The following is a 24,902-nucleotide window of genomic DNA, read 5'->3' as shown; positions in this document are numbered from 1 at the left end:
ACTGTTTTCGACCACACTCCAGGATGACGATCGATCTTCGACGGAAGAGATGTCGCAAACGAGCTTACGGTTCAGTCCGAGAGCGCCGACTCGAGCGATTCGCCCGCCTCGAGCGCCCGTTTGGCGCGCTCGAGCGAGGCCTCGAGCGCGTCGGCCTGCTGGTGCATCGGGTGGACCCGCACCCGAACCCGATCGTACTCGTGTCGGTCCGCGAGCGCGTTCCACGCCCGGAACGAGCCCGTGACGAGCGCGTCGGCGATCGGACAGAACGCCGTCGTCGGGGTGAACTCCGCCCGGAGCACGTCGGGATCGTCGGCGTCGACCGCGTACCTGAAGCCGGCCTCGGGCTGTCGGCGGTCGAGGTTGAGCCTGGCGAGGTTGTAGCCGAAGGTGGCGTCGTACACGCCTCGCTCCTCGAATAGGTCCCGGGTGAGCCGGTGAAACGCCGCGTGATCCCCGTCCTCGAGGAGCGCGTGGCCCTCGAGGAACGGTCCGGGTTCGGGGAGGTGAACGGGGACGTACTCGTCCCAGCCGTCGAACGCCGCGGTGGCGTCGTCGGATCGGCCGCGCGAGATCGGGTTCATACCCGGGCGTACGGACGGCGGCTCCCTGGCCCTGCTGTCGAACGGGTTCGGCCGTCGGGATTCGCTCGAGGAAACAACCGACGAACTCGCTCGAGGTCGGAACTGGAGAGCGCTCGCTCGAGGCTCGAAAACGCCGCAGAGAACCGAGTTAGGCCGCTCGCGGCTCGGTCGCCTTCGGACGGAGGTTCTTGTAGCCGCACTTGCGGCAGCTGTCGGCGTCCTTCGCGTTGCGCGCGTTACAGCGCATACAGATCATCTTCTGGAGCGTCCGGTTTTCGGCGGCGTCGAAACTTGGCATGTCGCTCCGTTAGCCCGTTGTCCATATAACCGCTGTGGTCGCGAACCGATTCCGGACCGAATAGTTCTCATCCGCCGTCACGAACTGTCGGGTTCTTCCGGAGCGGGGGACGGGGCCGGTCGTCCGCCTCGGGAGGGGTGCTGGCGTTCGTTTCGAGTTCGGCTGAGACGACGGTCGCGTTCGACTCGAGCGTTCCGTGATTCTCACTACGCCGACTCCTCGTCGGCCAGATACTCCTCCTGGACCGCGACGACCTCGCTCGAGTCCGCACACTCGCCGTACCGACGCAGGGGCTCCTCGTTCAGCGTCAGAAAGGTCTCCCCCCAGCGGAACGGCTCGAGCAGCGCCTCGGCGCGCTCCCGGTCGCCGAGAATACGGCAGGCGGCCGCGAGCGCCTCGACGGTCGTCAGCCGAAACGGACGGCCGTAGTTAACCGGGTTCGCGGCCACCAGAAATGGCAGCGCGCGGTGGACGCCGTTCATCCGGAAGGCGGCCTCCTCGGCGGACTCCCAGGAGCAGTCGAGAGCGACCAGCGTCCCCAGCGCCTCGTTGGCATCGGCCGGCGAGAGCGCCTGCTCGGCGTGCGGGTTGAGGACGACGCCGTATGGCACCTGCCGCATGGTACGGTACAGCGTCGCCTCGTCGAACTGCTCGAGTCGGCGCGCGGTGCACTTCTTCGGGTCGTCGTCGCCCTCGTAGTAGACGTGACAGTCCACGGTCGAGGCGAGGTAGGGGCGCCGTCGAGAAAAGACGGTCGATGCGTCCACGACGATTCAGTTCGCCGTCACACCCCGTTTCGATCGTCCGTGCAAGCGGCGATACTCGAGGCCGCCGACGGCTAGCGCGAGCGCGAGGGGAACGAACCAGAGCACCGCGTAGGCAATCATCGGCGACGGCGAGGCGCCCAGGTGGACGGTCTCCTGCACGTAGCGCCACGTCCGAAGGGTTACGAGTACGAATCCGACCGCGACGACCACCGCGGGTAATCGCAGCTGCCAGCGGACGAACAGCAGGGTCGGAACCGCACCGAGCGCGACGAGGCCCACCACAACAAGCGCGAGCATGGCGTACTCGACCGGCTGTGCGGCGAACAGCTCGGTGGCGATCCCGGAGACGCCGTCGCCGGCCGCCTCGGCGGTGAGGGCCACGGCCAAGAGATGGCCGATACCGACTCCGAGACTCGCGAGGAGCGTCCGCCTCGAGACCGACTCGGTCGCTCGTTCTCGGTTTCGAACGGCGTACTCGAGGGCGATCAGCACGACGCCGCCGACGGCGACGAACAGGAGCGCGTGGACGACCGCGGCGAACGAGACGAAGTGCGGACCGAGCCCGAGGTCGCCGAGGTAGGGAACGAGCGCGAACGCGGCGAGCGAGAGGGCAACCGAGATTCGGGTGCCGGCACGGACCGCGAGGACGGCGGCGAGGGCGAATCCGCCCGTCGCGACGACGAACGGACCGGTCGTCGACGCCGCGAGCGAGGGGTCGTAGCCGACCGCGCCGAGGTAGGCGAGCATCGCGACGGGGAAGAGAACGAACCCGAGATAGCGAACTCGCATATGACAGCCATACGACCGGTGTGGTCAAAACGGTACTGGCGCTCCCGCCGATACCGACCGCTCCTCGAGGCCATTTCGCCGAGTCCGTCTCCTCGAGCGACCCCTCGAACTCTCGTCGATGCTCCTGTGCGTGCGTCGCTTCGTCCCGTTACTCCTCGTGGATCGCCTCGCCGCGGTTGAGCCGTGCGGCGATCGTAAACGTCTGTTCGGCCTCGCGCCTGGTCGGGAAGTGCGCGGCCATATACCGCGCCGTCGCGATCATCGGGATTCGGCGGCGGGACTCGAGACGAGACACCTCGTCCGTCCCCTCCACCGCGCGCTCGTCCGCGAGATCGAACTGCCGGACTGCGGCCTCGAAGTTCTGGATCGTGTGGAAGCCGGCGTCCTCCCGCAGGAGCCCGCGTCCGAGGGTCCGTTTCAGCTCGCCGGGATCGCCTCCGCAGTCGAAGAACTCGCCGACGAGCCGCCCGGCCTCGTTGACCTCGCCTTCGACGTCGAACGTCTCGAGCAGGTCCTCGAGGACCTCCTCCGGTTCCCTTCCGGTGTCGTTTGTACCCGGCTTCGGGACCGGCGCGGGCGGCGTATTGAGGAAGCGATCGAGGTAGACGCTCATCGCGGCATCGAAAACGCCCCGGTAGAGTTCGACGGCGTCGGTCCGGCGGGTCGCCCCGTGGACCGCGTTCGCGTAGGTGAACGTGTGGTGAACGGTGTTCCAGTCGGAGAACTCGTTTGCGGTGCCGAACCGCGCGACCCGCGTCGCGGCCGCGTGTGCGACCTCGCTCGCGAGGGCCTCGCTCGTCGCTCCCTCCCGAACGGCGTCCGCCAGCGCGTCGACGATCGCCTCGGGATCGTCCGCGAGCAGCGTCTCCCGGAGGTCGGCCGGTGGCTCCCAGTCCGCGCTCGCGCCCTCGGCGACCAGCGCCTCGAGCCCGCTCGTCTCGGTGACGTCGCCGCCGTAGACGTTCTCAAGCAGGGCGACGAGGTCGACGGGTTGGCGCCACGACGATCGCTCGTCGCTCCTGTCGGCGGTCACCAGCGGCTCGACCAGACTTGCGAGGACGTCGTCGGTGTGCTCGCGACCGGCGTGATCGACGCTCTCGAAGGCCGTGTTCGCGAAGTCGAGCACGTGGCCGGTCGAGAGGTAGGGGTGGTCGGTCGCGGCGGCGAAGACGAGTTCGGCGAGTTCGCGCTCCGAGCGGTCGGCCGCGACGGCGGTTCGCAGACACCGTTCCGCGCCGTCGGCGTCCCGGACCTCGACGCAGTCGCGGAACCAGCGCTTCAGTCGGTCGAACGCCACCTCGCGGGTCGAAAAGGAGGGTTGATCGAAGTTCGGCGGCTCGCCCGCGCAGTCGCTCGCGACGCGGCGCGCGCCGACGCACAGCGCCCGCTTTCGGTCCTCGGGTGCGAGGTCGTCGATCACGTTCGCCAGACAGCCCAGGATCGTCAGCCCGGGTCCCCAGCCGTCCTCGCGGTAGCGGGTGCCGAACTCGAGGACCGTTGCCGTCGGCTCGCGGTGGTCGACGCCGGCGTCGAGCAACCCGATCGTCGCCTTCGCCAGGACGAGCCCGAGATTTTCTTCGAGCCCGGTCTCGAGCCTGCCTGCCCAGTGCTCGTCGGGCGGAAGGTCGCGCTCGGGGTTCGGATTCACGCAGACCTCGCCGTCGCGGATCTCGACGGGATAGGTCTGGACGTCGTCGGCCCAGGGGTCGAACGTGTCGCCGCAGGCCAGTTCGAACCGCGCGTGGTGCCAGTGGCAGGTGAGGACGCCGTCGTCGACGGTCCCCTCCGAGAGCGGAAACCCCATGTGGGGACAGCGGTTGTCGACGGCTCGCACCTCGCCTTCGTGGTGGAACAGCGCCAGCGGCGTCCCGTCGACGCTGACCTGCGCGCGCCCCTGCGCTCGTAGCTCCTCGAGCGGGATCGCCGTCCGGAAGTCCTCGGTCGTCGCCATACGCGTGGTATCGAGGGGCACGGAAGTAAGCGTTCGCTGAATCCCGATTTTGTACGCAAAGCGACAGCAGGACGGCGAAACGCGACGGCGACGGCCGCCTCCGGACCGCTGCCGTTTTTCACAGTCGGCTCGCTACGTGGGGTATGGACGCCGTCGCCCTCGTCGAACGCTACTACGAGTCGCTCGACGCCCACGAGTACGACGCCCTCGAGGACGTCCTCGCTCCCGAGTTCGTCCAGCAGCGTCCGGACCGCCGGTTCGAGGACCGGGAGGCGTTCGTCGAGTTCATGCACGAGGACCGGCCGAACAAGCGGACGCGCCACGACCTCGAGGACGTCCTCGCCGACGGCGGGGACGTCGCAGTTCGGGGGCGGGTGGTCGACGACGAAACGGGGTCGGCGCTGTTCGCGTTCGCCGACTTCTTCGAGCTCGGGGACGAACGGATCGTTCGCCTCGAGACGTACAGCCGGTGACGGTGCCCGAGGACTTTTGGTGGCCGAATTGAACTGTTCAACTACCAATGACATCTGTCGCACGAATCGGACGCGCCGGACGACGAACGGTCGGTGCGCTCGTCGCCCGCCAGACGTACAAGAACCTCCTGTACCTGTTTCTGGCCATCCCGCTCGGCTTTCTGTACTACTTCACGTTCGGCTTCGGCGTCCTGTTGGGCCTGCTCCTGACGCTCGTGCTCGTCGGCGTGGCGATCCTCTTCGTCGCCCTCCTCGGCGCCAGGATCGCCGCGGGGCTCGAACGACGGCTCGCGAACGCGCTGCTGGGGCTCGAGCTCGAGCGGTACGAGGACGTCGACGACGCTCCCGGAACTCGCTCGCGGCTCCGCGCGTACGTTGACGCGCCCTCGACCTGGCGGGCGGTCGGCTTCCTCTCGATGAAGACGCTCGTCTCCGTCGTCGCCCTTCTGGGCGTAATCGCGCTCGCGTGGATCGCCGAACTCCTCCTCGCGCCGCTGCGATACCCCACCGATGCCGAGTTCGGCGAACTCAACGGCGAGCCGCTCGTCTGGTCTATCGAAACGGTCCCGGAAGCGGCCCTGGCCGGTGCGCTCGGCGCGGTGCTGCTGGTCGTCTTCGTCCACGTCGCGAACGCGATCGCCTACGTCTGCGGGCGGATGAGCGCGGCATTGCTCGGCGAGCCGGCAGCGGGTCGGTGAGCCGTGACGGATCGACGAGTCAGTAGCAGACGGGTGGTCGACCGTCGGTGGCAGACCGGCGAGACGCCCTCCGAGGGGCAACTCGAACGAGCGACAGCGGTCACGCCGAACAGTTGTTCGGCCCCATCTCGAGTTCGATCCGCTCCTCCGGGGGAAGCTCGAGCGCCCCGCGGTTGCGTTCGATGATCTCCTCGAAGTTGGCGGGCTTCTCGCCGGCGTCGGCCAGCCGGTCGACGAACGCCTCCTCGTCGAGGTCGAGGACGTCGATGCCCGTTCGCGCGTCGCCGACCGTCGTCGAGATCTCCGCACCCGGCGAGCCGTGTTCGAACTCGCCGTCGGCCGTGACGGTAACGTGTCCCGGGAGGACGCGAACGGTCTCGGGTTCTGCCAGGATCGTCCGGTGGAGCGTCTCGTACAGCAGCCGCGCGCCCTGTTCACCCTCCCTTGCGGTTTCACCGCTCGTTTCTTTCGAGGCGCGTAGCGCCTCGCCCTCGTCCTCGTTAAATTCGAGTTCCGTCCGTCCCGTCGAGCCGACGTGTAGGGTGTCGGCTGTCAGCAGCGCTCGATCGTCCACGAGGAGGTTGATCATCTCGCTGGTGTGGCCCGGCGCGGCGATCGCCTTCAGCTCGCGCTCGCCGACCGCGACCACCTCGTTGCGCTCGAGGGCGGCGTACTCGACCTCGACGTCGCGCTCGGCCGCTTGCTCGCCCAGGTAGTACGGCACCTCGAGCTCGTCGGCGAGCTGGCGGCCCCCGGAGACGTGGTCGGCGTGGACGTGGGTGTCGATCACGCCGACGATCGAGAGCCCGGCCTCCTCGGCGGCGACCGCGAACTCGTCGGTGTCCGCGGTGGGGTCGACGACGACGGCCTCGCCGCTCGCCGCGCAGCCGACGACGTAACCGAGACACCCCTTCGCGCGGCGCTGGACCTGGACGATCCGGGCGTCCCCGGTCCCCTCGAGCTCGACCGCGTCGTAGACGCCGCTCCACCCCTCCATCCCGCCGTCGACGGTCTCGACGTCGTAGTCGTCGGTCGCCGACTCGAGCTGGGTCGCCAGGTTCCCCGAGGAGATTCCCTTCGCGCAGATGGTGATCACCCGCTCGGTGTCGTCGACCAGCTCCGCGAACTCCTCGAGGCGGCCGTCGAGGTCCTCCTCGGGGCCGAACGGGAAGTGAAGCGCCCCGGAGACGTGCCAGGACTCGTAGCTGTCCTCGGGACGCGTGTCGACGAGCGCGAACTCCTCGTCGCCGTCCTGTAGCTCCGCGAGGCGATCCGCAGTGAGGGTCGTGACCATACGCGGAGTACGTGAGTGAGTTACCTAAACGTCTCCACGACATCTGCCGGCGTGTCGCACGAAAACGGCCCGCTGACACCTTCCGCCAGCCGCAACCACTACGACCCCGGACCGGAAACGGACACCTATGACAGCAGTACGAAACGTCCTCCGCGGACTGCTCGGCAGCGTGATCGGCATCGTCGTCGTCGGGGCGCTGGCGACGGTCGTCTTCACGGTCGCGATCTTCGTCGTCTCGACGGGTGCGGGACTGGCCGGCTACGACCCGAGCGCCGACTTCGTCGTCCTCTCGGCGGCGCTGGTCGTCGTCGCCGTCATCCTCACGGGCGGGTTCACCCCACGGCTGTCGAACTCCGGGTCCGAGGAGTCGAGCGACGGCGACGCGTTCGACGATCGGACGTACAACTGATCGTCGCCACGGCCCCGCGATTCCAGCCCGGGTTCCTCGAGCGGATGATTTAACCCGTCAATCGAGAAATTCGATACTATGACACTGTCCGATGCGGTCGCCGGCGCCGTCGCGGTGCTCCGGCGCCGCCCCGCCGACATCCTGCCGTTCTACCTGCTCGGTGCCGCGATCCCGGCGATCGTCCGCATCCTCCCGTTTCTGGGCATCGCCGTCGCCTTCGTCTACCTCGAGCTCTCCGGCCGGCTCGACGCCGTGCTCACCGAGTTCGAGACCGGGGTCCCCGAGCCGCCCGACCCCGACACCGATCCGGAGGCGTTCGACGCCTGGGCCGAGGAGGTCGCCCCGCTGGCCGAGCAGCTGTTGCCGCTCGAGCTCCAACTGTTGGCGGCCGCGGTCGTCCTCGGCTCGATCGTCCTGGCGATAACCCTCTACGCGGCCGTCTCGGCCGCCCAGCTCTCGGCCTGTTACGGGCGGCTCCGGGACGACCGCGGGCTCGTCATCGGTCTCGCCGGCGCGGGGCGGTTCTGGCTCCGCTTCGTCGGGCTCTACCTGCTCGAGATCGTCGCCTGGCTCGCCGTCGGGACGATCGCGCTCGTCGGCGCCGTCTTGCTCGGCGCCGCCCTCGCGCCCGCGACCGGGGCCGGCGTCGCCGCCGTCGTCGTGATCCTGCCGACCCTGCTCGTAGCGGGCCTCGCGATCGCGGCGATTCGAGCGGTGTTCGCCTTCGCTCCCGTCGCCGTCGTCGTCGACGACGCGGGCGTGTTCGGCTCGCTGTCGGCGACCCTCGGCTTCCTCCGTCGACACCCGATCGCGGCCGGCTTCTACTACGTCCTCGCGGTCGGCGCGTCGGTCGCGCTGTCGGTCCTCACGGGGCTGCTCGTGGTCGCCGAGGTCCCCTCCCTCGGAACGCTGCTCACGACGCTGATCGTCTTCCCGTTCCTCGATCTGCTGAAGACGGCGCTGTACGGCGGTCCGAAGGGGAAGCTCTCCCCGCCGTCGCCTCCGGAGCGGCCGTTCCGGAGTCGCTTCGCCGACGGGCTCCGACGGGGCTGGGCCGAGATGTTCTCGTTCGTTCGGGCGACGCCGTTCCTGCACGCGTTCGTCGTCGTCGCCGCCGTCGGCACGTTCTGGGCCGGCTGGGAGCTGGCCGAGCCCCTCGCGGGGACGGTCGAGACCTCCATCGACGAGCGCCTCGAGGGGCACGTTCCGCCGACGGCCGCCCTCGAGTTCTTCGGGAACAACTGGACGGTGGCGTACACCACCGCCTTCGGCGGGCTAGCGCTGGCGATTCCGGCGCTGTTCTCGCTTGCGTTTAACGGGGTCGTGCTCGGTGCCGTCGCCCGACTCGAGGTCGAGCTCGTCGAGCTCGCGGCGTTCGTCATCCCCCACGGGATCCTCGAGGTGCCCGCCATCTTCGTCGCCAGCGCGCTCGGGCTCTGGCTCGGCGTCGTCAGCTGGCGGGCGTTCCACGGCCGCGCGAGTCGACAGGACGTCGTCGAGGCCCTCGAGCGGGCGTTCTGGGTCGTCGTCGGCCTCGGGATCGTGCTCGCGATCGCGGCGTTCATCGAGGGGTTCGTCAGCCCGTACTACTACGGGGTCTTCCTCTGAGGCTGGCGCCGGTTTCCGGTATGACTTAGTATCCCATCTGCCGTTTCGAAGTATGGCCAGCCAACTGCGGGACGTACAGGAGACGATCGCGATGTCTCCGGAGCCGTCCGATCCGTTCACCGACCTCCCGCGAGGGGAGTGGCGGGACGTCTTCTTTGCGCTCCCGGAGCACGTCCGGGAGGTCCTCGTCGCGGACATGGATCGGGGCCAGCTGGAGACGTTCATCGACCGGCTCGATCCGGACGAGGTGACGGACGTGCTGGGGTACGTCGACGAGGAGACACGCGAGGCGCTGCTCGCGACGCTGAACACCCGACGCCGCGAGAAGATCGACTTCCTGCTGTCGTTCGACCCCGAGAGCGCGGCCGGGCTGATGAGCCTCGATTACGTTACGGTCGACAGGAATCGGGACTTCTCCGAGGTGACCGAACGGGTTCGGCGCTTCGAGAACCGCACGGACCGCGTGCCGACGATTTTCGTCACCGACGGGGACGAACTCCTGGGCGAACTTCCGGGCGCGGTGCTCTCGGTAGCCGACCGGCAAACGGAGTCGATCACGGACTACGTTCGGGAAACGCCGCACGTCCGGTACGACCGCGACGACGAGGAGGTGCTGGACGTGTTCCGCCGGAACCGCGAACGCAGCGTCGCCGTGCTCGACGAAGAGGAGGACATTCTCGGCGTGATCCACGCCGACGACCTGCTGATGCTCGTCGAGGAGGCGCGGGGCGAAACCCTCTACGAGTTCACCGGCGTCGACGAGGAGGAGAGCGTCCTCGACGGCCCCGGCGAGAAGATCAGGAGACGGTACAAGTGGTTGATTCTCAACCTCGGAACGGCGTTCATGGCCGCAGCGGTCGTCGGGTTGTTCGAGTCGACGATCGCGGCCGTCGCGATCCTCGCCGCCTACATGCCGGTCGTCGCCGGAATGGGAGGGAACGCCGGCACGCAGGCGATGGCGGTCACTGTTCGGGGAATCTCCCTGAACGAGGTATCGCTCAACACCGGGAAGCGCGTCGTCGTGAACGAGGTGATCGCCGGCGCCGTCAATGGTCTTATAACGGGTGCGCTGGTCGCCGTCATCGCGATCGCCTTCTCCTACGCCGAGTTCGGAATCCTCCTCGGCGCCGTGATCGGCATCTCGATGGTCGCGAACCTGGTGATCGCGGGCTTTTTCGGCGCGATAACGCCGCTCTTGCTCGACCGGCTCGGGCTCGATCCGGCCACCTCCGCGACGATCTTTATCACCACCGCGACCGACGTGCTGGGCTTTTTCGTCTTCCTCGGACTGGCCCAGGCGATCCTGCTGTGAAGGCGGCCGTTCGACTCCGACGAGCACCTACTCGGGCGTCAGTCGAACGATCGGGGCGTCCGCGTCGTCGACGGCGACGTACAGCGCGCCCGTCTCGGGGTGGGTCACGACGTCCCGGATCCGCCACCCCTGGCCCTCGAGCAGCGGATCGACTTCCTCGACGTCGGTACCGTCGACGGTGAACCGGCCCAGGTACTCCCCGGCGAGGTTCCCGACGAACAGGTCGCCCTCCCACTCCTCGAAGGCGTCACCGTCGTAGAACGTCATCCCTGCGGGCGGGAACCCGCCGCTGTTGCACTCCCAGTAGTAGACCGGGTCGACGACGTCGTCGCGGTCGTCGAACTCGTCGCCGACGGGGTCGTCGGTGCCGTACTCACAACCGTAGTGGACGACCGGCCAGCCGTGGTTGGCGCCTTCCTCGACGATCCGGAGCATGTCGCCGTCCTCCTCGCCGTGTTCGGACTGCCAGAGCTCGTCCGTTTCGGGGTGAACGCTCATTCCCTGGGCGTTGCGGTGGCCGTAGCTGTAGAGTTCGTCGAGGACGTCCTCGTCGTCGAGGAACGGGTTGTCGTCGGGGATCGAGCCGTCCGGCTCGAGGCGCAGCGTCGATCCGATGGCGGTGGACGTATCCTGAGAGTAGTGATCGGGGCCGAACTCCTTCGAGCCCCGGTCGCCGACGGTCACGTAGACTGCCCCGTCCTCACCGAAAACGACACGGGAGCCGTAGTGGTCGGTCGCATCGAGAAACGGCTCGACGGCGTACAGCTCCTCGAACCCCTCGAGGCTCCCCGGCTCGAGATCGAGCTCGCCGCGGCCGAGGGCCGTCGTCGACTCGCCGTCGTCGTTGGCCGTCGCGTAGGTCAAATAGAGCCACGGCTCGTCCGGAAAGTCGGGGTGGAAGGCGGCGTCGAGCAGTCCGCCCTGTCCCTCCGCGTACACGTCCGGAGCGCCGTCGACGTCCTCGACGTCGCCGTCGTCCGGCTCAAGGACGGAGAGGGCCCCTTCCCGTTCGGTCACGAGCAGCCGACCGTCGTCCGGGACGACCGAGAGGCTCCAGGGGTGTTCGAAGCCGTCGGCGACCTCCTCGACCGCGAGGTCGTCGTCGCCGTCGTCCGTCTCGAGCACGCCGGCGCAGCCGGCGACGGTCGCCGAGAGGGCACCGCCGGACGCCGCGAGGATCGTGCGTCGGTTCACGCGGTTGTCTCCGGCTCGGTTGGGTAAAAAGCTTCCACGGCGTCTGCCGATCCGTCGGCCTCGCGGGGTCGTCCGCTCGAACGGGTGATCGGCCCGCTCCCGGTGGGATCCAACCGAATCAATAAAGGCTGACGGGTTCAACCTCAGAACACATGACAACGACGCTCGGAACGGCGAGCGCGGGCCCCGGCGAGATCGATACGGGCCGTCTCGAGGTCGGCGAGACTCGGGACGGGAGTCCGTTCGGTCTCCCCGTCGCCGTCGTCAACGGCGCGGAATCCGGAAAGACCCTCTATCTGCAAGCGGCCAGTGACGGCGACGAACTCAACGGCGTCGGCGTCGTCCAGCAGGTCGTCCCGCAGCTCGATCCGACGGAACTCAGCGGCACGATCCTGATCGTCGGCATCGTCAACTACCACGGGTTCCAGGTCGCCGAGCACCGCAACCCGATCGACGACACGAAGATGAACCGGGCCTACCCGGGCAACGCCGCCGGCACCTCGAGCGAGCGGATCGCCGCGGCCACCTTCGAGGCGGCCACCCGCGCGGATCTCATCCTCGACCTCCACCAGGGATCGACCAGCCGGATGATCGACGAGGTCCGGGTTCGCTGTGGCACCCGCCACCGCCTCCACGGCGAGTGTCTCGAGCTGGCGAAGGTCTTCGGCTGCGGCTACATCCTCGATCAGAAGGGTCCCGACGGTCAGCTCGCCCGTGCGGCGCCCGACGAGGGGATCCCGACCGTCGACCCCGAACTCGGCGGCTGCGTCGGCTGGGACGAGACGAGCATCCGGAAGGGTGTCGAGGGCGTGTTCAACGTGCTCCGCTACTACGGCTTCCTCGAGGGCGAGCGGAGCCCCGAACCCCAGACGCGCGCGAAGGGGTTCGAGCAGTTCGGCGCGCCCGCCGGCGGGCTCGTCGATCTCGAACCCGCCCTCGGTGACCGGGTGACGTCTGGAGAGACGCTGTTTACCGTGACGACACCGTTCGGCGAGCCAAAGCAGACGGTGACCGCCGACAGCGACGGGATCCTCTGGCGGAGCCGTCGACTCCCGCAGGTCGCGACGGGAGAGTACGTCTGCTCGGTCGCGACCGACATCGACGAGTACTGATGGCGAGCGACCTCGCCTGCCCCGACTGCGACGCCGTCTACGCGACCGGCCCCGACGAGCCGTGGCGCTGTGACTGCGGGAGTCCGCTCGAGTTCGTCGACCGACCGCTCCCCGACGATCCGACCGCGTTAGCGCTCGAGCCGGGTCGCGGCCTCTGGAGCTTCGAGCCGTGGCTCCCGATCGACGAGCGAGTCTCCCTCGGCGAGGGCTTTACCCCGCTGGTCGACGCCCCGGAGTGGGACGCCGCGTTCAAACTCGAGTACGTCTTCCCGACGGGGTCGTTCAAGGATCGGGGTGCGACGACGACGCTCTCACGGGCGGCCGAACTCGGCGTCGACCGCGTCCTCGAGGACTCCTCGGGCAACGCCGGCGCCGCGGTCGCGACGTACGCGGCTCGAGCCGGAATCGACGCGGAGATCTACGTTCCCGCGGACGTCAAGGCGGCGAAGCTGGGGGCGATCGAACGAACGGGCGCCCGACCGGTTCGGATCGAGGGGACGCGCCAGGACGTCACCGACGCCTGCATCGAAGCGGTCGAGGGCGGAGGCGGGGACGGCCGCGACGGTACCGAATCCGCCGCCACCCGACAGACCGGCGACGGCTGGTACGCCAGCCACGCCTGGAACCCCGCGTTCTACGCCGGAACGATGACGTTCGCCCTCGAGATCGCGGCCCAGCGCGACTGGACGGCGCCCGACGCCGTCGTGCTCCCGCTCGGTCACGGCACGCTGTTTCTGGGCGCCTACCGGGGCTTCTCGCTGCTGCTCGAGGCGGGGATCATCGACGAACTGCCGCGGCTGCTCGCCGCACAGGAGGCGGGCTACGCACCCGTCGCAAACCGGTTCGGTGAGACGGTCGCGGCCGAACCCGGCCACACCGAGTCCGTCGCCGACGGGATTCAGATCGTCGAGCCCGCCCGCCTCGACGAGATCCTCGAGGCGATCGAGCGGACCGACGGCGGCGCCGTCGCCCTCGAGCCGGCTGCGATCGAGGACGCTCTGGAGCGGCTCCACCGCCGCGGGTTCTACGTCGAGCCGACCTGCGCGGTCGCACCGGCGGCACTGGAGCGCTACCGCGAGGACGGCGTGCTGGACGCTAATGCGGACGTCGTCGTCCCGCTGACCGGCAGCGGGCTAAAAATCGAGTGAAAATCGAGTGAGAATCCTGCGGTTACTGCGGTTTCTTCGCGCTCGAGTCGACCGAATTTAGGCGAAGGTGAGACCCTTCTCGAGTTTCGCGTACAGCTCCTTCTGCTGGAAGTACGCCGCGGCGCCCAGCAGCGTCGGGGCCCAGAGACCGACGAACAGACCGGCGACCTTGTCCTCCTTGAGGTAAAACAGGTACCACGAGTACGCGACCGACAGCGCGGCTGCGACCGACACCGGGTCCCCGGACGAGAGCGGAGTCTCCTCGAGCGCCTCCAGTTCGTCGAACTCGGATTCGGGCTCGGATTCGTCAGATTCGGTTAGCGTCGTCATGCACTCTCCGGAAGGAACCACTACGGTTGATGTTGCGGCCGTCCATTTCAGGGCGCGAACACGAATCGCCCGACGGGGCCGACGCCGCAGCTCGAAACCAAACCTGACGGGGTCGCTGCCGCGCTCCGGAACGGAACCCGACATTCCTTTACTTGCCCCCTGAATACGGGCGGGTATGTTCCTCTCCCTACGCGCGGAGGTCGAGAGCGCCCTCGAGACGGCGCTGTCGGCGCTCGACTACCCGACCGACGATCTCGGGATCGAAGAACCGCCCGAGGACGTCGACAGCGTCCTCGCCTCGAGCGTGGCCTTCCGGCTGGCCGGCGAGGCCGGCGCCCCGCCGCCGCAGGTCGCCGCCGAACTCGCTGACGAGATCGACGTCGACGAGCTGACCCACGTCGCGGCGATCGAGACCCAGGGACCATACCTCAACTTCCTGCCGAGCGACGCCTACCTCGAGACGACGCTCGAGACGGCGACGGCAGCCGACTACGGCGCCCTCGAGGACCGCGAGGAGAGCGTCGTCGTCGAACACACGAGCGCGAACCCGACGGGGCCGGTCCACGTCGGGCGCGCGCGGAACCCGATTATCGGCGACGCGGTCGCGAACCTGCTCGACTACGCCGGCTACGACGTCGATCGCCACTACTACGTCAACGACGCGGGCCGGCAGATGGCCGTCTTCACCTGGGCCTACGAGACGTTCGACGAGGACGATCTCGAGGGCGAGCCCGAGCGTGATCGCCCGGAGTACGACCTCGTGCGCTACTACCGCAAGGGCAACGCCTTCCTCGAGAACGCCTCGGAGCCGAAAGTTGCCGACGCGGAGGCCGAGATCGAGTCGATCATGCAGGGGCTCGAGGCCGGCGACGACGAGGCCTACGAGCGGGTCAGCGAGGTCGTCGACCAGGTGCTCGGCGGGATGAAGGCGTGTCTCGCCCGCCTGCCCGCGGAGTTCGACGAGTTCGTCAAGGAGACGCGGTTCATGCGCAACAGCGATACCGACGACCTCGTCGCCCGGCTCAAGGAACTCGACGAGGCGGTGTACGAAGAGGACGCCTGGCAGCTCGAGCTCGACGCCCACGGGATCGAGAAGAACCTCGTCTTCCTGCGGGCCGACGACACCTCCCTGTACCCGACGCGGGACCTGGCCCACCACGAGTGGAAATTTGAGAACTACGACAACGCGGTGACGGTGCTGGGCGAGGATCACACCCTCCAGGCCGACCAGCTCCGGACGACCCTCGAGCTGCTGGGCAACGACACCGAACCGCTCCGGCAGGTGCTGTACTCCTACGTCAACCTCCCGGAGGGGAAGATGTCGACGCGACGCGGAACCGGCGTCGACCTGGACGACCTGCTCGACGAGGCGATCGACCGCGCCCGCGAGGAGGTCGAGGACCGCCTGGATGACCGGATCCGCGACGACGAGCTGACCGACGAGGATATCGAACGCATCGCCCACCAGGTCGGGATCGGTGCCGTGCGCTACGACATCGTCTCGAAACAGCCCTCGAAGGCGATCACCTTCGAGTGGGAGCAGGCGCTCGACTTCGAGGCCCAGTCCGCGCCGTACGTCCAGTACGTTCACGCGCGGTGCTGCGGTATCCTCGAGGAGGCCGGCCTCGACTCCGCCGCCGACCTCGAGGGCCAGGATATCGATCTCGAGGCCGTCGACGCCGACCTGCTCGAGACCCCCGAAGAGCGGGAGCTGCTCGAGACGATCGCCCGCTTCCCGGCGGTCGTCGAGGAGGCGGCCGACGACCTCCAGCCTCACCAGATCGCGACCTACACGCGCACGTTCGCCGACCGGTTCAACGCCTTCTACCGGGAGTGTCCCGTGCTAGCCGACGACGTCGACCCCGAGGTCCGGGAGGCCCGCCTCGCGCTCGTGGCGGCCTCGAAGCACACGGTGGCGAACGCCCTCTCGATCCTGGGCGTCGCGGCCCCGCGGTCGATGTAGGCCGGCGGGTCACAGTCTGACGGCGACCGCGGGTCGCGTGAACCATCGACGGGCGCGTAGCGCGTGTCAAAGGATACTTAGCCACAGCACCGTTTTGTATGCCCAATGAGCCAGGAGGCCGAACAGGAGCAATCCGACCGGAAGAAGTACGAGTTCCGGAAGGTCATCGAGGATCTCAAGGACTTCGACGGCTCCGGCACGCAGCTCGTCTCGATCTACATCCCCGAGGACCGCCAGATCAGCGACGTCGTCCAGCACGTCACACAAGAACACAGCGAGGCGGCCAACATCAAGTCCAAGCAAACCCGGACGGCCGTCCAGGACGCGCTGACGAGCATCAAAGACCGGCTTCGGTACTACGACACCTACCCGCCAGAAAACGGGATGGTGCTGTTCTCGGGCGCCGTCGACTCCGGCGGCGGCCGGACCGAGATGGTCACGAAGGTCCTGGAGAGCCCGCCACAGCCCGTCGAATCCTTCCGCTATCACTGCGACTCCGATTTCCTGATCGAACCGCTCGAGGAGATGATGGCCGACAAGGGTCTCTACGGGCTGATCGTCCTCGATCGCCGGGAGGCAAACGTCGGCTGGTTGAAGGGCAAACGCGTCGAGGCGGTCAAATCCGCCTCCTCGCTGGTTCCGGGCAAGCAGCGGAAAGGTGGCCAGTCCGCCCAGCGGTTCGCCAGGCTGCGCCTCGAGGCGATCGACAACTTCTACCAGGAGGTCGCCGGGATGGCCAACGACCTGTTCGTCGCCAAGCGCCACGAACTCGACGGCATCCTCGTGGGCGGTCCCTCGCCGACGAAAGACGAGTTCCTCGACGGCGACTACCTCCACCACGAGATCCAGGACAACGTCATCGGCAAGTTCGACGTCGCCTACACCGACGAGTCCGGCCTCAAGGACCTCGTCGACAACGCCGAGGACGCCCTGGCCGACGCCGAGGTGATGAAGGACAAAAAGCAGATGGAGGAGTTCTTCGAGGAACTCAACGCGGGCGACCTCGCCACCTACGGATTCGAGCAGACCCGACGAAACCTCATGATGGGCGCGGTCGACCGGCTGCTGATCAGCGAGGACCTGCGACGGGACGTCATCACCTACGACTGCGAGGAGTGTGGCAACACCGATCGCGAGGTCGTCGACCGGCGGAAGGCGACGCCCGAGCACAGCTGCACCGACTGCGGCAGCGAGGTCGAGGCGAGCGACGAGGACCGCGAGGACGCCATCGACCACCTCATCGAGATCGCCGAACAGCGCGGCACCGAGACGAAGTTCATCTCGACGGACTTCGAGAAGGGCGAACAGCTCTACAACGCCTTCGGCGGGTTCGCCGGCATCCTCCGGTACTCCACCGGCGTCTGAGATTCGGCGTAGGCACCGATTACGAGGGTCTCCTCGACTGAACGGCTCGTTTTCGGCCTCCGACGATCCGTGAATCGCTCCTTATTCGCGTAACGATCCCAGGGAGTTATCCCTCCGGCCAGACGTCCCCGACCACCATGTGGGGGGACCGACAGCTGCGACGATACGGACGTCGTCGCGTCCTCGGCGGTATCGCGGCCGGAGCAGTGCTCGCGGCGACGTCGGTCGCCGTCGGTCGAACTCGACCCGAAGACGTCGAGGTTCGGCTCCGCGAGACGAACGCGCCCGTCGCGGCCGGCGAGCGCCTCGAGGTGACGGCCGATCTCGAGGGTCGAACAGCGACGACGGTCGAGGCGCGCCTCGTGGTCGGGCACGACCCCGAGACCATCGACGAACGGCCCGTCTCCCTCGAGCCCGACGAGACCGCATCGATCACGCTGGGATACGAGACGCCCCGCGTCCGGCGTACCCAGTCGTTTCCGGTCAGACTCGAGGCCGGCGTCGACGCCGACGAGCGAACCGTCACCGTACTCGGCACCGACGACGGCGAGAGCGCGGCGATCAGGCCCGACGCCGACGAGATCACCGTGCAGCCGGGTTCCACAGTGCTGTTCGAAGTCGCGGCAGGACGACGACTCGAGCCGACCGACCTCGAGTGGGAGGCCGACGACGCGATCGCTGGTGACCTCGCGCTCGCGAACGACTACACCTTCCTGACGGGGACCGGGGCCTACCTCGCGGCGCCCGAGACTACCGGAAGCTACGACGTCGGCGTGACCGTCTCCACGGCGTCGGGATCGGCGAGCCACGACTGGATCCTCGCGGTCGATTCGGACGGTCGAGAGCCGCCGGCGATCGAGTCGCTCGACAGCGACCCCGACGCGGACGCAACCGTCGGCGTCGACGACGTCGTCGAGAGCCGGCTCGTCGCGCGCGACCCCGAGGGACGGCTCGATCGCGTCGTCTGGATCGAGGGGCAGAACCGGACGGTGGTCCGGGTCGACGACCTCGAGGGGGAACGCGACGAGGCGACGCTCGCCCGGGCGGGTCCGGGCTGGGTCGCCGCCGGCTACCCGACCGGGGCGCGGGTCGTCTGCGAGGACGGCCGGACGAGCGCGGAGGCGACCGTCGACGGCCCCGAGATCAGACCCCCGTTCGCGGTCGAGATCGTCGAGACCAACGAGCCGCTCGAGGGCGGCGATCGGCTCGATATCACGGTCGAGGTCGAGAACAAGGGCGGAATGATGACGGTCGGCGACACGACCCAGGAGACCGAACTCCTGGTCGGGACAGGTCGGGAACGGGTCGACGCCGCTACCGTCACCGTGCCGTTCGGAACGACCGAGACGGTCACCCTCGGGTACGAGACCTACCCGGTCGCTACCGCGGACACCTTCCCAGTTCGGGTCGAGAGCCCCGACGACGCGGCCGAACGTACCGTTACCGTCGACGCCAGCGGGTGAGCCTTTTGCCCCTGGCCCGCGAACGTGTGGTATGGGGGAACAGTACACGATCCTCGTCGCGCTGTCGAACCCCGCGGCCGTCGAGCAGCTCCTGCGAACGGCCTCGGACCTGGCGATCCGACACGACGGTCGCATCCACGCCATCGCGATCGAGCACAAGCCGGTCAACTCTCCGTTCTTGCTGTTCTCCGACGATCATATCTCCGCGGAGTACGCCGAGGAGAGCACGCAGTTGCTCGAGCGAGCCGAAGGCGTTTCGGACGTGCCGATCACGACCGACCTCCGAGTCGGCAGCGACGTGCCGGGAGCCATCCGGGACGTCGTCGACGAGCTCGACGCCGACATCTTGCTCATGGGGTGGCGCGAACGCGCCAGCACCGCCGACGCGGTCCTGGGAACCTCCGTCGATCCCGTGTTGCGCCGACCCCCGTGTAACGTGCTGGTCGAGCGGATGGGGACGGTCGCCGACGGCGTCGACACCGTACTGGTCCCGACCGTCGGCGGCCCCCACGCGGGCCTGGCCAGCGACGTCGCCGCGGCGATCGCCGCGATGAACGGCGCTCGAGTTACCGTCCTCTCGGTGATGACCGACGAGGGGCCGATGGCCGACCGAGCCACCGCGCAACGACGCCTTCGCCGCGCCGCAGCCTCGTTCCCGGCCGTGCCGGTCGACCAGCGACTCGTCGACGCCCCCTCATCGACGACGGGGATCCTCGAGGCCGCAGCCGACCACGATCTGATCGTGCTGGGCGCGACCGGCACCGGACTGGTGCGCCCGCCCGTGATCGGTTCGGTCGCGGACGCCGTCGGCCGCGAGGCCGAGTGTCCGGTCATCATCGCCAAGCGTCGGGCGGAGTCCCGGCTCGATCGGCTGCTCGAGCGGGTTGGGTCGCTCTCCGAATCGATCAGAGCGTCCCCCGAAGGCGGACGGCGTCGTCGGTGATCTCCTCGATGCTTCCCGCATCGAGGGGGTGGGCGGCCGTCCCGTCGGGTCGAAACCCCAGTTTGGCTCGCAGCGTGGTCACGATCGTCGGATCCGGATCGACGTATCCGTAGCCGTCGTCGACCCGGACGAGTCGGCCGACCGCGGTCCCGTCGGCGTTCAGCACGCGTTTTCCCTCGTCGACGCTCGTGAGTTCCGTTCGTTCCATATCGAATCGTTCGTGACCGCTTCGCGCCGTCACCGAAACGACTCGAGGGAGGGTTTCGTCGCGAATAAAGCGCGAAAATCGTTTCCGACGGCTCCGGGAACGGTTGCAGTCGTTCGGCAGATCAAGCCGACGTTAGCTGCGGCGTAACCGTTCTTCGACCGTTTAACATGGCGTTGAAAGGGATCGAGAGCGGTAGTCGGACGTTACTGTCGGAGACCGGAGACACAGTTCCAGCAGTAGGTGAACGTCTGATCGGCGTCGTTTCTGGTACCGCAGTGGGGACACCTGATCGTCTCGCCGTCGATGTCGGCGTCGGCCTCGCCGTCGTCAGTGTCGTCGACGCCGTCCGACGCCGAGTGGTAGCCGTCGGAACCGGGCGAAGAGTGGGACTGGCCCCGACCGGGGTCTGCGACCGACGGCGACTGGACGCCGTCACCGTCCTCGCGGCGGACGTAGACGTAGTACAGTAACAGATGCAGGAGGGCAAACAGCACCACGTAGCCGACGAGCCAGCCCCAGAGCTCCATCACCGTGTGATACGTTCTCAACGCACTTGGGTATTCCCTCCCTCATCGCACCGTGACAGTAGTCGGTCGCTGAACGAGCCCTAACTTCGCGCTCGGGCCGATCCGCCGTCTCGTGACTACTGGGGCGGACGGAGGTCGCGCTGGAACTCGTCGAAGACCTCGAGATCCGCGGGGAGGTCGTACTCGAGGTGGCGCTGTTCCTGGCGGTTGACGCCGGCTTCGTCGATCGGCGTGGCGACGTCCTCCCAGCCGGGTTTGATCTTGACGCTCTTGGCCGGCATGCCGATGGAGATGTGGTGGGCCGGAACGTCGTGCTGAACGATCGCGCGGGCGCCGACGATGGCGTTCTCGCCGACCTTGCAGCCGGCACGGACCATCGAGTCGTACGTTAGCCGGACGTCGTCCTCGACGATCGTGTGGTAGTTGCGGACCTCGGTCTGGTCGACGACGTCGTGGTCGTGGGTGTAGAGGTGGACCCCGTCGGAGACCGAGACGCGGTCGCCGATCGTCAGCTTCCCGCGGTCGTCCAGGTGGACGTCGTCGTGGACGACGGTGTTGTCCCCGATCGTGATGTTGTGGCCGTAGGTGAACGTCACGCCCTTGAAGAACCGACAGTTCTCGCCACACTCCTCGAAGAGGTGGTCGGCGAGCATCCGTCGAAACCGCAGCGCGAACTCGATGTTGTCCGCGATCGGCAGACTGTCGAACTGCCGCCAGAGCCACTGGAGGTGTTTCGACCGCCGGAACGCCGCCTCGTCCTTCTCGGCGTAGTACTCGCTCTCCAGGGTGGTGTTACACGGATCGTAGCTCTGGAGCCGGACCCGTTCGGCCGGGGTCATCGACTCGCCGCCCCGCCAGCGCTCGTAGGCCTCCCGGTCTCCCGAGAGGTCGATCAGCACGTCCTCGACGACCGAGCACGTATCCTCGTCGCTCGAGAGGCGCCGATCGACCTCGTCGATGAACTCGCGCATTCCTGCTTCCGCCTCGTCGGGAAGCGAGACGTCCCGCTTTGTCATACAGACCCGTTTTGCCCGCGGAGGTGATAGGAGTTCGGTTGTCGGTTCGTCTCCCCGGTGATTCCCCGATCGGTCTCGGCACGGAAGACACGACGGGCTCGACCGACCTCCACCAGTTGCACAAGTCGTTTCGCCGACGCCACCTCGCAGTCAGTTCGAGAGCGCGCGCTCGACGGCCTCGGCGACCTCGAAGGCCTTCTCCCCTAGCGGCGTCGCGACGACCCCGTCGTCCATCGCGTGCTCGAGTTCCTCGCGGTCGACGATCTCGACCGCGCCGTCGGGCGTGCGGATCACGTCGACGTAGAGGTCGACGTACCGCACGCAGTCCGGGAACAGCTCGAGAGGTGTACAGACGTTGACGTAGGTTCCCTTCGCCGAGCCGTCGTCGCCCCTGTACGTCGTCGGATACCACCACCGTCCCTCGCGGAACTTCGTCACCGCGACGTCGCCTTCCTCCTTGGGGACGCCGAGGGCGTCGTACGTGCCGCCGCCGCGCATCGAGCGCTCGAGCGTGATCGTCCCCTCGGGATCCCAGTCGGTCACGTCGCCGTAGCCGAGCGAGATCAGGCGGCCGTCGGGTTTCCCGTGGCCGATCTCGAGGCGGTCGCCCTCGAGCGGGCCGAACTGTCGGGAGACGGCGTCGAACGGGAATTCGTCGGCGAACCCGTTCCCGGCAGAACCGCAGACGGCTTCGGCGAAGTCGACCGCGGCGCTCGCAGCCCGATCGGCGGCCTTGGTCCGGTGGTGGCCCGGCATCGTCGACTCGACCTCACGACGGTGTTCGTCGAGCGCAAAGCGGGATTTCCGGCCGAACCAGAGCCAGCGGTTCGCTTCGGGCGTCGCCAGCCGATCCGGTGAGCCGGGCTCCTCGGGGCTATCGGCGAGGGCGTCCTCGAGCCCGCGGGCGCGCTCGACGGCGTCCTCGAGGGCCCGTTCCATCGCCTCGAGATCGGCCTCGGCGGCCGGACGGTGCCAGCGCAGCCCCCAGCCCTCGGGGACGTCGACCGAGAGGAGGTCGGTCATGCCCACGAGTTCCTCGGCCCGCTCCCCGCGAAGACTCGCGGAGACGCCGCTACGAGCGCGCGAGAGGGTGCAAAGTCCGCCCGCAGCCTCGAGCCCCGGGGCGACCCGGGGGTCGTCGTCGGCCCACGGCGGCGTCGGCTCGCGAACCTGCACGCGGTAGCGGTTCCCCGAGTCGACGTAGCCGTCGACGTCGTCGTAGCTCAGGTAGCCCCGGCGGCCGTCACCGAGGTCGACGACGGCGCCGCCTCCGCCCTCCGCCTCGAGCACCTCGGCGTCGAAGACCGCGCCGCGGGGGACGTCGTCGTCCCAGCAAAACGTATCGATAGCGAGGTCCTCGAGACGCGAGGCGGCCGTCGTGACCGCCTCCGGCGCGCCGGAAACCTCGACGCCCTGTCTGTCGCGGGTCGTTTCGAGCGAGACGTCAGCGGGTGCGGCCGCGAACGACGCTTCGTCGAAGCGCTCGCGGATCGGGTCAGAGGCCTGGACGACCTCGAGCCCGTCGTCGTTCAACAGCCGCGTCAGCGCCGTCGTGTAGATCCCCCGCACTCGAGCGGTCGTCATCGCCGCCCCTCCGCGAGCCGCGGTTCGGTTCCCGACACGGCGATCACCGCAGCGTCTCGCGGTCGGGCGCGAACCGGACCCGGTCGTGGATCGTCGGCCCCAGCGTCAGCTCGACGGAGCCGTCCGAAAGCACCCGCCCGTCCTCGACGTAGACGCCCCAGCTGTCGAAGCGGAGCCAGCCGCGCATCTCGTCGGCGTGGGTCGTCAGATCGAGGTTCTCGACGGTGTGTTCGGGGTAGTCGGCGCTCGAGTGGGCCATCTCCATGTCCGAGTACACCGTTTCGTGGGCGTCGAAGAAGGCTTCGAGCGCGGTGACGTCCTCCTCGACGGCCTCGACGACCGCCTCCGAGGCGGCCCGGAGCTCGTCGGTCTCGAGGCCGACCTCGCGAAGCGCCCGCTGCGTTCGCTGATCGAAGTGCATGCGGGGACGTTGGCGCGACGCCACTTTGTGCGTTCGGTTCGTCGCCAGCTTCTCCGGCATGCCGTCCGCCGCGCGTCGTTACCGGAGCGGCCGCTGGGTGGAACGAGTTCCACGAATCCACAGGAACAAGTCGCGTCTCAGTCGTCGGCGGCGAGACCGGTTTCGGCCGGCGACGAGGCGTCGTCGGCGCTGACGGGCGTCGCCGACTCGGTTGCGTTCTCGGTCGTCTCCTCGGTTTCGTCCTTGGGACCCGGCGGGGCGGTGTAGTGGATACCGCGGCTCGCGTTGTACATCGTGATTCGTTCTCACGATCGAGTACACATAAGCTCGATCCTAATACGGATCATGAGATATCATATCATACTAGGACGCGCCGACCCGGACTGCGGCGGGCCGAACTATTACCGGGCCGGGCGGAGTATCGCGCTACATGAAACGACGGCGGGACCCGGTCGAACGGGCCAGTGACGAGTCGACGGACCTCCAGGACGTCTCGACGTGGGAGCCACGGAACGCCCTCGACCGGCTCTCGGTCGCGACGTACAACGGGATCGCCTACGGGCTCCACGCGATCATCATCGGGGTCGCCCTCGCGATCACCGCCTTCCTGCTCGTCCAGCCCGGCGTGCTCGTGCTCGAGGATCCGTGGCTCGCGCTCTTTTTCGGGCTCTCGGTCGTTCCGGCGGCCCTGCTGGCGGCGTTCATCTGGTACTCCGATATCACGACGAACGAGCCGCTGGGACTGCTGGTCGCGACGTTCGTTCTGGCGGTTCTCTTCGCGACGTTCGCGGCCATCGTCAACTCGGTGACGAGGCCGTACTTCCAGCTGTTCGGCGCGCTCGGCACGGTCTTCTTTTTCTTCCTGATCGTCGGCCCCGTCGAGGAGACCGTCAAGCTCCTCGCGGTCCGAGTCTTCGCGTACCGCAGCGACACGTTCGACGCCGTTATCGACGGCGCCGTGTACGGCGCGATCGCCGGGCTCGGCTTCGCCGCCATCGAGAACACGATCTACGTCGCGGGCACGGTCGCGGAGGCCCAGGTCGGCACCCTCGCCGCGGCGACCGACATCGCGACCCAGCGGGCGCTGGTCGGCCCCGGCCACGTCATCTACTCGGCGATCGCGGGCTACTACCTCGGTCTGGCGAAGTTCAACCGCGAGTACGCCGGACCGATCGTCGTCAAGGGACTGCTGATCGCCGCGTTCGTCCACGGCGCCTACAACACTACCGTCGGGATCGTTCCCGAGATCCTCACCTCGTTGTACCCGATCGGGTTCGGTGTCGCGTTCGTCGCGTACGTGATCGTCTTCGACCTCGCGATCGGCTACTACCTCTACCGGAAAATCGCCCGTTACCGGCGAACCTACCGGGAGATTCGGGGCGACACCGACGACGTGCCGTCGCCCGAGCTGACAGAGTTCGACCCCCCGACCCGCCAGCGCTGAG

Annotated in this window: 26 protein-coding genes; 12 read left to right on the top strand and 14 right to left on the bottom strand. The window is 68.1% G+C overall.

Annotated features, from left to right (window positions below; translation table 11 throughout):
* Positions 1–71: 71 nt before the first annotated feature.
* From ACFEMD_RS01320 to ACFEMD_RS01300, 5 genes are all read right to left on the bottom strand, one after another.
* A complete protein-coding gene (locus ACFEMD_RS01320) occupies positions 72–584 on the bottom strand; it encodes a hypothetical protein (protein WP_394739082.1) in 513 nt (170 codons plus the stop codon).
* Positions 585–732: 148 nt separating this feature from the next.
* The gene (locus tag ACFEMD_RS01315; protein WP_394739081.1) at positions 733–882 is read right to left on the bottom strand and encodes a 50S ribosomal protein L40e; all 150 of its coding nucleotides are present in this window, start codon (positions 880–882) and stop codon (positions 733–735) included.
* A 206-nt stretch (positions 883–1,088) separates the two neighbouring features.
* Positions 1,089–1,598, bottom strand: a complete 510-nt coding sequence (locus ACFEMD_RS01310) for a DUF367 family protein (protein WP_394739080.1) — start codon at positions 1,596–1,598, stop codon at positions 1,089–1,091.
* 57 nt (positions 1,599–1,655) lie between these two features.
* Entirely contained in the window at positions 1,656–2,438 is a 783-nt protein-coding gene (locus tag ACFEMD_RS01305; protein WP_394739079.1) for a hypothetical protein, read from the bottom strand.
* 148 nt (positions 2,439–2,586) lie between these two features.
* On the bottom strand, positions 2,587–4,389 hold the full coding sequence (locus ACFEMD_RS01300) for a Rieske (2Fe-2S) protein (RefSeq protein WP_394739078.1): 1,803 nt from the start codon (positions 4,387–4,389) through the stop codon (positions 2,587–2,589).
* 143 nt (positions 4,390–4,532) lie between these two features.
* Here ACFEMD_RS01300 and ACFEMD_RS01295 point away from each other — a divergent pair, with 143 nt between their 5' ends.
* Both ACFEMD_RS01295 and ACFEMD_RS01290 read left to right on the top strand, forming a co-directional pair.
* Positions 4,533–4,862, top strand: a complete 330-nt coding sequence (locus tag ACFEMD_RS01295) for a nuclear transport factor 2 family protein (protein ID WP_394739077.1) — start codon at positions 4,533–4,535, stop codon at positions 4,860–4,862.
* 47 nt (positions 4,863–4,909) lie between these two features.
* Positions 4,910–5,560: a sensor domain-containing protein gene (locus ACFEMD_RS01290; protein ID WP_394739076.1), complete on the top strand. Its 651-nt coding sequence runs from the start codon at positions 4,910–4,912 to the stop codon at positions 5,558–5,560.
* 100 nt (positions 5,561–5,660) lie between these two features.
* Here ACFEMD_RS01290 and ACFEMD_RS01285 read toward each other — a convergent pair whose 3' ends face one another.
* Positions 5,661–6,854, bottom strand: a complete 1,194-nt coding sequence (locus ACFEMD_RS01285) for an MBL fold metallo-hydrolase (protein WP_394739075.1) — start codon at positions 6,852–6,854, stop codon at positions 5,661–5,663.
* 127 nt (positions 6,855–6,981) lie between these two features.
* Here ACFEMD_RS01285 and ACFEMD_RS01280 point away from each other — a divergent pair, with 127 nt between their 5' ends.
* From ACFEMD_RS01280 to ACFEMD_RS01270, 3 genes are all read left to right on the top strand, one after another.
* The gene (locus ACFEMD_RS01280) at positions 6,982–7,263 is read left to right on the top strand and encodes a hypothetical protein (RefSeq protein WP_394739074.1); all 282 of its coding nucleotides are present in this window, start codon (positions 6,982–6,984) and stop codon (positions 7,261–7,263) included.
* Between the two features lie 78 nt (positions 7,264–7,341).
* Positions 7,342–8,871: a stage II sporulation protein M gene (locus ACFEMD_RS01275; RefSeq protein ID WP_394739073.1), complete on the top strand. Its 1,530-nt coding sequence runs from the start codon at positions 7,342–7,344 to the stop codon at positions 8,869–8,871.
* A gap of 52 nt (positions 8,872–8,923) precedes the next feature.
* Complete coding sequence (locus ACFEMD_RS01270) at positions 8,924–10,183, top strand: magnesium transporter (protein ID WP_394739072.1); 1,260 nt, start codon at positions 8,924–8,926, stop codon at positions 10,181–10,183.
* 27 nt (positions 10,184–10,210) lie between these two features.
* Here ACFEMD_RS01270 and ACFEMD_RS01265 read toward each other — a convergent pair whose 3' ends face one another.
* The gene (locus tag ACFEMD_RS01265) at positions 10,211–11,377 is read right to left on the bottom strand and encodes a PQQ-dependent sugar dehydrogenase (protein ID WP_394739070.1); all 1,167 of its coding nucleotides are present in this window, start codon (positions 11,375–11,377) and stop codon (positions 10,211–10,213) included.
* A gap of 152 nt (positions 11,378–11,529) precedes the next feature.
* On the opposite strand from ACFEMD_RS01265, the gene ACFEMD_RS01260 reads away from it, so the two are divergent.
* Together ACFEMD_RS01260 and ACFEMD_RS01255 are read left to right on the top strand one after the other, a co-directional pair.
* Positions 11,530–12,489: a succinylglutamate desuccinylase/aspartoacylase family protein gene (locus ACFEMD_RS01260; RefSeq protein ID WP_394739069.1), complete on the top strand. Its 960-nt coding sequence runs from the start codon at positions 11,530–11,532 to the stop codon at positions 12,487–12,489.
* Positions 12,489–13,637: a pyridoxal-phosphate dependent enzyme gene (locus ACFEMD_RS01255; RefSeq protein ID WP_394739068.1), complete on the top strand. Its 1,149-nt coding sequence runs from the start codon at positions 12,489–12,491 to the stop codon at positions 13,635–13,637. Before ACFEMD_RS01260 ends, ACFEMD_RS01255 begins: the two co-directional genes overlap by 1 nt.
* A 57-nt stretch (positions 13,638–13,694) precedes the next feature.
* On the opposite strand, the gene ACFEMD_RS01250 is transcribed toward ACFEMD_RS01255, so the two are convergent.
* Complete coding sequence (locus ACFEMD_RS01250; RefSeq protein WP_394739067.1) at positions 13,695–13,967, bottom strand: hypothetical protein; 273 nt, start codon at positions 13,965–13,967, stop codon at positions 13,695–13,697.
* A 175-nt stretch (positions 13,968–14,142) separates the two neighbouring features.
* On the opposite strand from ACFEMD_RS01250, the gene argS reads away from it, so the two are divergent.
* The 4 genes from argS (at position 14,143) to ACFEMD_RS01230 (ending at position 19,701) form a co-directional block, all read left to right on the top strand.
* Positions 14,143–15,930 (top strand): arginine--tRNA ligase, encoded by a 1,788-nt coding sequence (argS, locus tag ACFEMD_RS01245; protein ID WP_394739066.1) that lies wholly within the window; start codon positions 14,143–14,145, stop codon positions 15,928–15,930.
* 105 nt (positions 15,931–16,035) lie between these two features.
* A complete protein-coding gene (prf1, locus tag ACFEMD_RS01240; protein ID WP_394739065.1) occupies positions 16,036–17,295 on the top strand; it encodes a peptide chain release factor aRF-1 in 1,260 nt (419 codons plus the stop codon).
* 137 nt (positions 17,296–17,432) lie between these two features.
* Positions 17,433–18,758, top strand: coding sequence for a hypothetical protein (locus tag ACFEMD_RS01235; protein ID WP_394739064.1), 1,326 nt, complete (start codon positions 17,433–17,435; stop codon positions 18,756–18,758).
* 31 nt (positions 18,759–18,789) lie between these two features.
* A complete protein-coding gene (locus ACFEMD_RS01230; RefSeq protein ID WP_394739063.1) occupies positions 18,790–19,701 on the top strand; it encodes a universal stress protein in 912 nt (303 codons plus the stop codon).
* Here ACFEMD_RS01230 and ACFEMD_RS01225 read toward each other — a convergent pair.
* The 6 genes from ACFEMD_RS01225 to ACFEMD_RS01200 form a co-directional block, all read right to left on the bottom strand.
* Positions 19,664–19,909: a PRC-barrel domain containing protein gene (locus tag ACFEMD_RS01225; protein ID WP_394739062.1), complete on the bottom strand. Its 246-nt coding sequence runs from the start codon at positions 19,907–19,909 to the stop codon at positions 19,664–19,666. The genes ACFEMD_RS01230 and ACFEMD_RS01225 overlap by 38 nt on opposite strands.
* 203 nt (positions 19,910–20,112) lie before the next feature.
* The gene (locus tag ACFEMD_RS01220) at positions 20,113–20,436 is read right to left on the bottom strand and encodes a DUF7577 domain-containing protein (RefSeq protein WP_394739061.1); all 324 of its coding nucleotides are present in this window, start codon (positions 20,434–20,436) and stop codon (positions 20,113–20,115) included.
* A gap of 116 nt (positions 20,437–20,552) precedes the next feature.
* Positions 20,553–21,452, bottom strand: a complete 900-nt coding sequence (locus ACFEMD_RS01215) for an acyltransferase (RefSeq protein ID WP_394739059.1) — start codon at positions 21,450–21,452, stop codon at positions 20,553–20,555.
* A gap of 150 nt (positions 21,453–21,602) precedes the next feature.
* Positions 21,603–23,036, bottom strand: a complete 1,434-nt coding sequence (locus tag ACFEMD_RS01210) for a DUF402 domain-containing protein (RefSeq protein WP_394739058.1) — start codon at positions 23,034–23,036, stop codon at positions 21,603–21,605.
* 43 nt (positions 23,037–23,079) lie between these two features.
* The gene (locus ACFEMD_RS01205; RefSeq protein ID WP_394739057.1) at positions 23,080–23,457 is read right to left on the bottom strand and encodes a DUF7532 family protein; all 378 of its coding nucleotides are present in this window, start codon (positions 23,455–23,457) and stop codon (positions 23,080–23,082) included.
* A 137-nt stretch (positions 23,458–23,594) separates the two neighbouring features.
* Entirely contained in the window at positions 23,595–23,750 is a 156-nt protein-coding gene (locus ACFEMD_RS01200; protein ID WP_394739056.1) for a hypothetical protein, read from the bottom strand.
* 137 nt (positions 23,751–23,887) lie between these two features.
* Between ACFEMD_RS01200 and ACFEMD_RS01195 the strand changes: the two genes are divergently transcribed.
* On the top strand, positions 23,888–24,901 hold the full coding sequence (locus ACFEMD_RS01195) for a PrsW family intramembrane metalloprotease (RefSeq protein WP_394739055.1): 1,014 nt from the start codon (positions 23,888–23,890) through the stop codon (positions 24,899–24,901).
* Position 24,902: the final 1 nt, after the last annotated feature.

Origin of the sequence: Natronococcus roseus, assembly GCF_043677095.1 — an archaeon.
In the GTDB taxonomy this organism is placed as follows: domain Archaea; phylum Halobacteriota; class Halobacteria; order Halobacteriales; family Natrialbaceae; genus Natronococcus; species Natronococcus roseus.
This window is presented reverse-complemented; position numbering and strand designations above follow the sequence as displayed.